Source organism: Micromonospora solifontis (assembly GCF_003725545.1).
GTDB lineage: Bacteria > Actinomycetota > Actinomycetes > Mycobacteriales > Micromonosporaceae > Micromonospora > Micromonospora solifontis.
This window is the reverse complement of the sequence record NZ_RJLN01000133.1, coordinates 1-9,634: the sequence shown is the minus strand read 5'-3', so window position 1 is coordinate 9,634 and position 9,634 is coordinate 1. Positions and strand designations below refer to the sequence as shown.

Below are 9,634 nucleotides of genomic sequence, written 5' to 3'. Positions count from 1 at the left end.
GATCGTCACCATCGCCGACTCCGCCAACCCCAACACCGCCTCCTACCGCGTCACCGTCGACAACCTCGCCGACTGGATCGCCACCCGCGGCTACAGCACCTCCTGACGATCTGGGCAACATGCGAAAGGGCCCGACCCCCCACGGGGTCGGGCCCTTTCGGCGTCTCAGCCGCCGGAGTCGTCCAGCTCGGCGCCGTCCGGCGGGGTGTCGTCGTCGCGGCTGGCCAGCCAACCGTCGGGCAGGAAGACCTTGCCCGGGGAGTTGGTCCGGCCGCGCGGCTGGCCCAGGGTCTCGACCGGGAACGGCACGGTCGGGTCGAGCTTGCCGAGCAGGTCGTCGAGCTGGGCCAGGCTGTCGATCATCGCGAGCGAGCGGCGCAGCTCGCTGCCGATCGGGAAGCCCTTGAGGTACCAGGCGACGTGCTTGCGGAAGTCGGTGCAGCCGTCCCGCTCGCCGCGGGCCGGGTTACGCGCGCCGGCCACGAACTGGTCGACCAGCAGCTCGGCGTGCCGCCGCATGGTCACCGCCACCTCGCCGAGGGTGGGCAGCCGCCGCCCGACCCGGCCGTTGAAGGCGGCCTCCAGGTCGGCGAAGAGCCACGGCCGGCCCAGGCAGCCCCGCCCGATCACCACGCCGTCGACGCCGGTGTGGGCGACCATCCGGAGCGCGTCCTCGGCCTCCCAGATGTCGCCGTTGCCGAGCACCGGCACGTCGAGCGCCTGCTTGAGGGTGGCGATGGCGTCCCAGTCGGCGGTGCCCGAATAGCGCTGCGCGGCCGTACGCCCGTGCAGGGCGACCGCCGCCACCCCGGCGTCCTGGGCGGCGAGCCCGGCCTCGACGTACGTCAGGTGGTCGTCGTCGATGCCCTTGCGCATCTTCACGGTGACCGGCACCCCGGCGGACGACGCGGCGTCCACGGCGGCCTTGACCAGCCGGGCGAAGAGCCGGCGCCGCCACGGCAGGGCCGACCCGCCGCCGCGCCGGGTGACCTTGGGGACCGGGCAGCCGAAGTTCAGGTCGATGTGGTCGGCGAGGTCCCGCTCGACCACGATCCGCACCGCGGCCGCGGTGATCTCCGGATCGGTGCCGTAGAGCTGGAGGCTGCGGGGCTGCTCCTCCGCGCCGAAGGCGATCATGCGGAGCGTCTTGGGGTTCCGCTCGACCAGCGCCCGGGTGGTGATCATCTCGCAGACGTAGATGCCGCCGCCCTGTTCCCGGCAGAGCCGCCGGAAGCCGACGTTGGTGATCCCGGCCATCGGCGCGAGCACCACCGGAGGCCACACCTGATGCGGGCCGAGGGTCAGCGGGCGCAGCGCGGGCAGGGTCGGGGCGGTCACCGGACAAGTGTAAGGACGGGCCCCCGCTTAACGCCTTCTGCATAGGCGGGGCCCCCTGTTAACAGGGCCGATATCACACCAGGCGGCGTTCGTGGGGTTTTCCCCAGGGGGCGGGGCTGTCCACAGGCGCGGGCGGCGGATCGCCCTGGCCGGCCACCCTGCCGGAATGGCCGCTCACACACTCGAACTGGACGAGATCGCCGACCACCAGCAGCAGGTGGTGACCCGGGCTCAGTTGCTCGCTGCGGGGTTCGACGACATGTACCTCTATCGGCAGACCCGCCGTGGGCTCTGGCAGCGCGTGTTGCCGGCGACGTACGGCCTGTTCACCGGCGAACTGACCGACGAGCAGCGCCGGATCTCGGCAGCCCTGTACGCCGGCCGCGACGCCCAGCTGACCGGCCTGGCCGCCCTGGCCTGGTACGGCTTCCGCTACAGCCCTCGCTCACCTGCGGTTCAGCTCATCGTGCCGCACCACGCACGGCGCAAGTCCTCCGGTCACGCGGTGATCGCCCGGGCCCTAGCGCTCGACGGCAAGGCCCGACAGACACGGTGGTATCCCGTCTGTTCGCCGGCGCGGGCCGTGGTCGATGCTGCCCGGGACCTGCGTCAGCTCCGCGAGGTCCGGGCGATCGTCGCCGAATCCGTCCAGCGCGGGTTCACGGATCTCGCCGCCCTCGACGAGGAGATACGCCGGGCCCGACGGAGTCGTACCGCGCTGATCAGAAAGGCCTTCTCGGAGGTCGTCTCGGGCACCCGCTCCGCCCCGGAGGCCGAGCTGCGGGAGTGCCTGTCCGCCAGCCGGCTACTGCCCGCGATCCGCTGGAATCCGCGCCTGCTGACGGCCGACGGACGGACGCTGCCGACGCCGGACGGTTACCTGCCCGAGGCAGCGGTGGCGCTGGAGGTGGACTCGCAGGAGTATCACTTCCGCCCGGACGACTGGGCCCGCACCCTCGACCGGCACAACGAACTGAGCCGGCTCGGCGTGCTGATCCTGCACTTCACGCCGGCACAGATCCGGCGTGAACCGGCACGGGTCCGACGGATGGTGGAGGACGCGTACACCTCGCGACGCGGCACCGTCACCGACGTCCGGATGCCCGACGACCAGACCTGAGGTGTTAAGAAGGGGCCCCTTCTCTACCGGAAACGTTAAGAAGGGGCCCTTCCTTACAGCTCAGCAGCCGGGGAGGCGCTCGATCAGGTAGCGCTCGACCTGGTCCAGGGAGATGCGCTCCTGGGCCATGGTGTCCCGGTTCCGCACGGTCACCGCGTTGTCGTCCAAGGTGTCGAAGTCGACGGTGACGCAGAACGGGGTGCCGATCTCGTCCTGGCGACGGTAGCGGCGGCCGATCGCCTGCGAGTCGTCGAACTCGACCACCCAGCGCTTGCGCAGGTCGGCGGCGAGGCCCTTGGCCTTGGGTGAGAGCGCCTCGTTGCGGGACAGCGGCAGCACCGCGACCTTGACCGGGGCCAGCCGCGGGTCGAACCGCATGACCGTCCGCTTGTCCACGCCGCCCTTGGTGTTCGGGGCCTCGTCCTCGTCGTACGCCTCGAGCAGGAAGGCGAGCACCGCGCGGGTCAGGCCGGCGGCCGGCTCGATCACGTACGGCATCCAGCGCTCGCCCTTGGTCTGGTCGAAGTACGACAGGTCGACGCCGGAGTGCTTGCTGTGCGTGGACAGGTCGAAGTCGGTCCGGTTGGCGATGCCCTCCAGCTCGGCGAAGTCGGTGCCGCCGAACTGGAACCGGTACTCGATGTCGACGGTGCGCTTCGAGTAGTGGGAGAGCTTCTCCTTGGGGTGCTCGTAGAAGCGCAGGTTGCCCTCGGACAGGCCCAGGTCGAGGTACCAGTTCCAGCGCTCCTGGAGCCAGTACTCGTGCCACTTCTCGTCGGTGCCCGGCTCGACGAAGAACTCCATCTCCATCTGCTCGAACTCGCGGGTCCGGAAGATGAAGTTGCCCGGGGTGATCTCGTTGCGGAACGACTTGCCCGTCTGCGCGATGCCGAACGGCGGCTTCTTGCGGGCGACGGTCTCCACGTTCTTGTAGTTGACGAAGATGCCCTGGGCGGTCTCCGGCCGCAGGTAGTGCAGGCCCTCGTCGCTCTCCACCGGGCCGAGGAAGGTCTTCATCAGGCCGTTGAACATCTTCGGCTCGGTGAAGGTGCCCTTGTTGCCGCAGTTCGGGCAGTTCAGCTCGGTCAGCGAGGTCAGCGGCTTGCCGTGCTTGGCCTCGTACGCCTCTTCCAGGTGGTCGGCGCGGAACCGCTTGTGGCAGGACTGGCACTCGGTGAGCGGGTCGACGAACTCGGCGATGTGGCCGCTGGCCTCCCAGACCTTGCGGGCCAGGATGACCGCGGAGTCCAGGCCGACGACGTCGTCACGCTGCTGGACCATGGTCTTCCACCACTGCCGGCGGACGTTCTCCTTGAGCTCCACGCCGAGCGGACCGTAGTCCCACGCCGATCGGGTGCCCCCGTAGATCTCGCTGGAGGGGAAGACGAAGCCCCGGCGCTTGGCGAGGCTGACGACGGCGTCGATACGGTCGGCTGGCATGTTTCCTCCTACGCCGGCTGGCGGTCGGCGGGGGCGATGTGTGGATGGAACCGGACGGTTCGGCACAACGGTACGGCGACCGGCGTCCCGAGCCCAGCAGAATACCGGGGCCGGCTCAGCTCACCCCGCAGACCTCCATGCCGCCCGTCTGCTGGTCCGGCGCCAGCGTCACCGTCTGGCTCTCCTGTTTGCCGCCGGCCAGGGTGACGTTCACCGGCACGGTCAGTGTCTGGGTGTCGACCTCACCCACCCGGTAGCCGGAGATCTGCGGCTCGGTGGCCACCCGCTGCTCGAACTCCTGCCGGGACTCACGCCGCCGGGCGTCGTCGCAGAGCTGGTCGTACGCCTTGGACCAGTCCTTCTCCACCAGCGCCTGGTAGTAGTCGTCGGTGACCGCCCGGCCCTGTTCCTCGACGGCCTGGACGTTGCTCACCGCCAGGCCGACCACGGCCGCGCCGCCCCCGCCGCAGCAGAGCAGCACGGCGAGCGCGCCGACGCCGAGCCCGAGCCAGAGCCGGGACCGCCCGCCCTCGGTGGGCGGGGCGGCGAACGGCGGGGCGACCCCGGGGCCGGCGGGCGGTGCGGGGACGCCGGGGTCCGCCGGCGTCCCGGGTACCGGCGGGACGCCGGGTGGCACGGGTGGTGGGGGTGGGACGGCCCCGGGAGCGGTCATACGCGCCAGGGTAGTGCCCCTGGCCTCAGCGGTAAGGACCTGCGGCCCGATCACTGGCGACGACGACGATCTCGCCGCCCGGCGCGGCGCTGGCGAGGGTCTCGTAGGCGGACGGCTCGTCGACGGACTGGGCGAGCAGCGGCACGGCGCTGACCTTGACGTCGAACCCGCCCAGCGCCCGCCGGTACGCCCCGACGGACTCCCACTCGGTGAGCAGGCACCAGTGCGTGGGGTCGTCCAGCGCCCGGACCAGCTCGCCCCGCAGGTAGCCGGGGCGGGCGGCGAGCGCGGTCAGCGCGGCGTGCGCCCGTTCGGTGAATTCGGGCGCCACCTCGGTGTCGACCACGAACCGGTTGGTGACGAGCACCGGCTTCCTCCTCGTAGAGTCTGTGGCATGCAGCCTACGCAGAGTCCCCTGCTCGCCCGGCTGGCCCGGGTCAACCCGACGGCGGTGTTCCTGGCGACGCTGGCCCTGGTGCTGGTGGCGCTCTTCACGCCCGGCCCGGCGGGCGGCCTGCTGCTGCTCCTGCTGGCGGGGCTGCTGGGGTGGCTGATGACGGTCACCTGGGCGGTGCAGCGGCCGGCCACCCGGGTGCTGCGGCTGGTGATGCTCACCCTGTTGATCGCGGTCGCCCTGGCCAAGGTGCTCTGATCCGGCGCGCCGCGCGGGACATGCAATCATGCGTTTTTGACAATCAATTTCGTTATCGCGGACAGTTGAGGGCATGACCGTCCGCACCGCTCCGCGCGCCCTCGCCGCCGCCACCGCCGCCCTGCTCACCCTGGGCGCGGCCGCCGGCTGCTCGGGCGGCGACGGCAGCGGGAGCGACCCGGGCCGGGTCGACGTGGTGGCGGCGTTCTACCCGCTCCAGTTCCTCGTCGAGCGGGTCGGCGGCGACGCCGTCACGGTCACCAACCTGGCCAAGCCCGGCGCGGAGCCGCACGACCTGGAGCTCAACCCGCGCCAGGTCGGCCAGGTCGCCGACGCGGAGCTGATCGTCTACCTCGCCGGCTTCCAGCCGGCGGTGGACGAGGCGGTCGCGCAGAACGGCGGCGACCGGGCGTTCGACGTGGCCGGCGTGCAGCCGCTGCTCGACGCGGCGGCGGCCGACCACGAGCACGCGGGCGAGGCCGGGCACGCGGAGGGGGGCGGCGGCAAGGACGCCCACGTCTGGCTCGACCCGACCCGGCTGGCCACCATCGGGGACCGGCTCGCCGACCGGCTCGGCAAGGCCGACCCGGGCCACGCCGCCGGCTACGCCGCCCGGGCGCAGGCCCTGCACGGCGAGCTGGACCGGCTGGACGCCGACTTCGCGCAGGGCCTGCGGAGCTGCCAGCGGCGGGAGATCGTGACCAGCCACACCGCCTTCGGCTACCTGGCCGAGCGCTACCGGCTCGATCAGGTCGGCATCACCGGCCTCAGCCCGGAGAGCGAGCCCTCCCCGCGACGCCTCGCCGAGGTGGCGAAGGAGGCCCGCGAGCACGGCGCCACCACCATCTTCTTCGAGACCCTGGTCAGCCCGAAGGTCGCCGAGACCGTGGCCCGCGAGGTCGGCGCGCGCACGGCCGTGCTCGACCCGATCGAGGGCCCGCCGGCGGAGGGTGACTACCTCTCGGCCATGCGGACCAACCTCCAGACCCTGCGCACCGCCTTGGACTGCTCATGACACCCGTGATCCAGGTCGCGCACGCGGCCGTCGGCTACGACTCCCGGCCCGTGCTGCGGGACGTCTCGCTCACCGTCACCGCCGGCGAGGTGGTCGCCGTGCTCGGCGCCAACGGCTCCGGCAAGTCCACCCTGATCCGCGCCGTGCTCGGCCTGGTCCCGCTGGGCGCCGGGTCGGTCACCCTCTTCGGCACCCCGCAGCGTCGCTTCCGGCAGTGGCACCGCATCGGGTACGTCCCGCAGCGGCTCGGCGCGGGCGGCGGCGTACCGGCCACGGTGGGCGAGGTGGTGGCGTCGGGGCGGCTGGCCCGCCGGGGGGTGCTGCGGCCGCCGGGCCGCGCCGACCGCGAGGCGGTCGCTGCGGCGCTGCGCGCGGTCGGGCTCGCCGACCGGGCGGATGACCCGGTCGCCACCCTCTCCGGGGGGCAGCAGCAGCGCACCCTGATCGCCCGGGCCCTGGCCGGCCAGCCGGAGCTGCTGGTGCTGGACGAGCCGACCGCCGGGGTGGACTCGGCCAGCCAGGAGGCGTTCGCCGCGGCGCTGCGCGGCTTCCTCGACGGCGGTGGGACGGTGCTGCTGGTCGCGCACGAACTCGGCCCGCTGCGCCCGCTGATCAGCCGGGCGGTCGTCGTCCACCAGGGCGGCATCTGCCACGACGGCGCGGTGCCCGAGCCGGCCGGCCACCATGCCGACCCCGACCACGAACACGTGCACCCGCACTGCGACGAGGAGCCCGCCGGGCTGTGGAGGAGCATCTGACATGGACCTCTTCCAGTACGACTTCATGCTCCGCGCGCTGGTCGGGGCGCTGGTCATCGGGCTGGCCGCCCCGGCGCTCGGCATCTACCTGGTGCAGCGGCGGCTGGCGCTGATCGGCGACGGCATCGGGCACGTGGCGCTCACCGGCGTCGGTGCCGGGCTGCTGCTCAACCGCTCCCCCGTGCTGGTGGCGGTGCTCGCGGCCACGCTCGGCGCGATCGTCATCGAGCTGGTCCGCGCGCGCGGGCGTACCTCCGGCGACCTGGCCCTGGCGCTGCTTTTCTACGGCGGCATCGCCGGCGGCGTGATGCTGGTCGGGCTCTCCGACGCCAGCAGCGCGTCGCTCAACGCGTACCTCTTCGGGTCGCTGATCACGACCTCGGCGGCCGACCTGGTCACGATCCTGGTGCTCGGCCTGGTGATCCTGGTGGCCATGCTGGCCCTGCGCCCGGCGCTCTTCGCGGTCTGTCACGACGAGGAGTACGCCCGGGTCTCCGGCCTGCCGGTCCGGGCGCTCAACCTGCTGCTCGCGGTGGCCACCGCGGTGACCGTGACCATCGCCATGCGGGCCGTCGGGGTGCTGCTGATCAGCGCGCTCATGGTGGTGCCGGTGGCGACCGCGCAGCAGGTCACCCGGGGCTTCCGCAGCACCATGGCGGCGGCGATGGCGCTGGGACTCTTCGCCGCCGGAGCCGGGATCTGGGTGGCGGCCACCGCCGACACCGCGCCCGGCGCCTCGGTGGTGCTGCTGGCCATCGCCTCGTTCCTGGTGGTCGCGCTGGTCACCGCCGGCCGGCGGGCGCTGCGCCGGTGGTCCCGGCCGGTCGGCCCGCCCGTCGCCGAGCCGGTCGCCGACCCGCCGGAGCACGAGGTGGTCCTCGGTTGAGCAGGGCGCTGCTGGCATTGGTTACCGTTACAGGGTGACCGCCACGAACGGGTATGACGCCTACGAGGGCGCGGGTGACCTGCTGCGCGCGCTGTCGGCGCCGATCCGGCTGGCGATCGTGAGCGAGCTGGCCGACGGCGAACGCTGCGTGCACGAACTGGTGGAGAAGCTCGGCGCCCCGCAGCCACTGGTCTCCCAGCACCTGCGGGTGCTGCGCGGGGCGGGCGTGGTGCGCGGCTCCCGGCGCGGGCGCGAGATCGCGTACGCCCTGGTGGACGAGCACGTCGCGCACATCGTCGCCGACGCGGTCAGCCACGCCGGGGAGGGACCGTCATGAACGAGCCGACCATCCGGCCGCCGGCCGGCGCCGGTCACGGGCAGGGGGCGGCATGACCGAGGGGGCGCTGCGGAACACCCGGCAGCGGACCGCGGTCAGCACGCTCCTGGCCGAGGTGGAGGGCTTCCACAGCGCGCAGGACCTGCACGCGATGCTGCGCCAGCGCGGCGAGCGGGTCGGCCTCACCACCGTCTACCGCACCCTGCAGGGCCTCGCCGACGCGGGCGAGATCGACGTGATGCGCCCGCCCGGCGGTGAACACCTCTACCGGCGGTGCAGCGAGGGCCATCACCACCACCTGGTCTGCCGGGCCTGCGGGCGGACCGTGGAGGTGGCCGGGCCGGCCGTCGAGAGCTGGGCGGAGCGGGTCGCTGCCGAGCACGGGTACGCCGAGGTGAGCCACACCCTGGAGATCTTCGGCACCTGTCCGGCCTGCGTCGGCTGACAAAGTCTCCCCGTGCCACCGGGGCCGGACCGTGGCACGCTGTCCGGCGTGAAGATCTACGCTGATCGCTTCCCGACCGCCCTCCGTCAGCTCCTCACCGACCTGCTCGTGGTCGTCTGGGTGTACGCGTCGATCCGCTTCGCGCTCTGGCTGTACGACCTGGTCGAGAAGCTCGCCGTACCCGGGCGGAAGCTGGAGGGGGCCGGCGGCGGCCTCGCCGACAACCTGGCCGAGGCGGGCGGCAAGGTCGGCCGGGTGCCGCTGGTCGGCGACGAGCTGACCGCCCCGTTCAGCAGAGCGGCCGACGCCGCCCGGGCGGTCGCCGAGGCCGGCCGGGACCAGCAGGAGCTGGTCGGCCAGCTGGCCCTGGCGCTGGCCATCGCCGTGCTGGTCTTCCCGCTCGGCCTGGTGCTGTTCGGCTGGCTGCCGCTGCGGGTGCGCTGGATGCGCCGGGCCGGCTCGGCGCAGGCCCTCGCCAGCGCGCCGGCCGGGCGGGACCTGCTGGCGCTGCGCGCGCTCGCCGGCCAGCCGCTGGCGAAGCTGACCCGGATCGCGCCCGACGTGGCCGAGGCGTGGCGGCGCGGCGACGACGCCACGGTCGACGCGCTCGCCGCACTGGAGCTGCGCAGGCTCGGCCTGAAGGGCGGCCGATAAGGTACAGCGGTGCTGTACTTCCTGATCGCCGTCGCCGTGCTGCTGCTGATCTACGCGGGTGTCCTGGTGAGCTACGTCCGCAAGGGTCGCCGCATCCCGCCGGCGGCGTACCTGGTGCTGGCCGCGCTGAACGGGTTGATCCTGGCCGGCGTGATCGCCTGGGCCGTCGCCCGCGCCTGACCCACCCCGCCCCCACCCGGCCGGCGGCGGCGCACCCGCCGGTCTCTGCCGGCGGGCCTCAGTCGGGCGGCCGGCGGCCGGCGGGCCTCAGGCAGGCGGCGGGCGGGCGGCGGGGGATGCGGCATGGCGGGCCTTC

The 9,634-nt window shown here is 73.1% G+C and carries 13 protein-coding genes and 1 pseudogene; 10 read left to right on the top strand and 4 right to left on the bottom strand.

All coding sequences use genetic code 11. The annotated features are described in order from the left end of the window. Positions 1-106, top strand: a pseudogene (locus EFE23_RS26380) (C39 family peptidase); the annotation flags it as partial. Between the two features lie 59 nt (positions 107-165). Here EFE23_RS26380 and dusB read toward each other — a convergent pair. Continuing rightward, positions 166-1,338 carry a tRNA dihydrouridine synthase DusB gene (gene dusB / locus EFE23_RS26375; RefSeq protein ID WP_123243599.1) on the bottom strand — a complete coding sequence of 391 codons (1,173 nt, stop codon included), beginning with the start codon at positions 1,336-1,338 and terminating at the stop codon, positions 166-168. Between the two features lie 166 nt (positions 1,339-1,504). On the opposite strand from dusB, the gene EFE23_RS26370 reads away from it, so the two are divergent. Beyond that, positions 1,505-2,458, top strand: coding sequence for a type IV toxin-antitoxin system AbiEi family antitoxin domain-containing protein (locus EFE23_RS26370; RefSeq protein WP_123243598.1), 954 nt, complete (start codon positions 1,505-1,507; stop codon positions 2,456-2,458). Positions 2,459-2,518: 60 nt separating this feature from the next. Here the strand turns inward: EFE23_RS26370 and EFE23_RS26365 are convergent, their stop codons facing one another. The 3 genes from EFE23_RS26365 to EFE23_RS26355 form a co-directional block, all read right to left on the bottom strand. Further along, positions 2,519-3,898 (bottom strand): glycine--tRNA ligase, encoded by a 1,380-nt coding sequence (locus EFE23_RS26365; protein WP_123243597.1) that lies wholly within the window; start codon positions 3,896-3,898, stop codon positions 2,519-2,521. Positions 3,899-4,013: 115 nt separating this feature from the next. Continuing rightward, positions 4,014-4,571: an Rv0361 family membrane protein gene (locus tag EFE23_RS26360; protein WP_204335560.1), complete on the bottom strand. Its 558-nt coding sequence runs from the start codon at positions 4,569-4,571 to the stop codon at positions 4,014-4,016. A gap of 25 nt (positions 4,572-4,596) precedes the next feature. Next, on the bottom strand, positions 4,597-4,938 hold the full coding sequence (locus tag EFE23_RS26355) for an antibiotic biosynthesis monooxygenase family protein (RefSeq protein WP_123243595.1): 342 nt from the start codon (positions 4,936-4,938) through the stop codon (positions 4,597-4,599). Positions 4,939-4,965: 27 nt separating this feature from the next. On the opposite strand from EFE23_RS26355, the gene EFE23_RS26350 reads away from it, so the two are divergent. The 8 genes from EFE23_RS26350 (at position 4,966) to EFE23_RS28660 (ending at position 9,498) form a co-directional block, all read left to right on the top strand. Then, on the top strand, positions 4,966-5,223 hold the full coding sequence (locus EFE23_RS26350) for a DUF6703 family protein (RefSeq protein WP_123243594.1): 258 nt from the start codon (positions 4,966-4,968) through the stop codon (positions 5,221-5,223). Between the two features lie 73 nt (positions 5,224-5,296). Next, entirely contained in the window at positions 5,297-6,238 is a 942-nt protein-coding gene (locus EFE23_RS26345) for a metal ABC transporter substrate-binding protein (protein ID WP_123243593.1), read from the top strand. Further along, on the top strand, positions 6,235-6,996 hold the full coding sequence (locus EFE23_RS26340) for a metal ABC transporter ATP-binding protein (protein WP_123243592.1): 762 nt from the start codon (positions 6,235-6,237) through the stop codon (positions 6,994-6,996). The genes EFE23_RS26345 and EFE23_RS26340 overlap by 4 nt, the downstream gene beginning before the upstream one ends. 1 nt (position 6,997) lies before the next feature. After that, positions 6,998-7,882, top strand: coding sequence for a metal ABC transporter permease (locus tag EFE23_RS26335; RefSeq protein WP_123243591.1), 885 nt, complete (start codon positions 6,998-7,000; stop codon positions 7,880-7,882). A 34-nt stretch (positions 7,883-7,916) separates the two neighbouring features. Further along, on the top strand, positions 7,917-8,219 hold the full coding sequence (locus EFE23_RS26330; RefSeq protein ID WP_123243590.1) for an ArsR/SmtB family transcription factor: 303 nt from the start codon (positions 7,917-7,919) through the stop codon (positions 8,217-8,219). A 52-nt stretch (positions 8,220-8,271) separates the two neighbouring features. Beyond that, on the top strand, positions 8,272-8,664 hold the full coding sequence (locus EFE23_RS26325) for a Fur family transcriptional regulator (RefSeq protein ID WP_123243589.1): 393 nt from the start codon (positions 8,272-8,274) through the stop codon (positions 8,662-8,664). A gap of 48 nt (positions 8,665-8,712) precedes the next feature. Beyond that, positions 8,713-9,318 carry a hypothetical protein gene (locus EFE23_RS26320; RefSeq protein ID WP_123243588.1) on the top strand — a complete coding sequence of 202 codons (606 nt, stop codon included), beginning with the start codon at positions 8,713-8,715 and terminating at the stop codon, positions 9,316-9,318. 9 nt (positions 9,319-9,327) lie between these two features. Continuing rightward, positions 9,328-9,498 (top strand): hypothetical protein, encoded by a 171-nt coding sequence (locus EFE23_RS28660; protein ID WP_199737249.1) that lies wholly within the window; start codon positions 9,328-9,330, stop codon positions 9,496-9,498. The last annotated feature ends 136 nt before the right edge of the window (positions 9,499-9,634 follow it).

Excerpts from the sequence above, each read along its gene's own strand:
- EFE23_RS26370 (WP_123243598.1), top strand. The coding sequence starts at position 1,505 with ATGGCCGCTCACACACTCGAACTGGACGAGATCGCCGACCACCAGCAG.
- EFE23_RS26365 (WP_123243597.1), bottom strand. The coding sequence starts at position 3,898 with ATGCCAGCCGACCGTATCGACGCCGTCGTCAGCCTCGCCAAGCGCCGG.
- EFE23_RS26360 (WP_204335560.1), bottom strand. The coding sequence starts at position 4,571 with ATGACCGCTCCCGGGGCCGTCCCACCCCCACCACCCGTGCCACCCGGC.
- EFE23_RS26350 (WP_123243594.1), top strand. The coding sequence starts at position 4,966 with ATGCAGCCTACGCAGAGTCCCCTGCTCGCCCGGCTGGCCCGGGTCAAC.
- EFE23_RS26345 (WP_123243593.1), top strand. The coding sequence starts at position 5,297 with ATGACCGTCCGCACCGCTCCGCGCGCCCTCGCCGCCGCCACCGCCGCC.
- EFE23_RS26340 (WP_123243592.1), top strand. The coding sequence starts at position 6,235 with ATGACACCCGTGATCCAGGTCGCGCACGCGGCCGTCGGCTACGACTCC.
- EFE23_RS26335 (WP_123243591.1), top strand. The coding sequence starts at position 6,998 with ATGGACCTCTTCCAGTACGACTTCATGCTCCGCGCGCTGGTCGGGGCG.
- EFE23_RS26325 (WP_123243589.1), top strand. The coding sequence starts at position 8,272 with ATGACCGAGGGGGCGCTGCGGAACACCCGGCAGCGGACCGCGGTCAGC.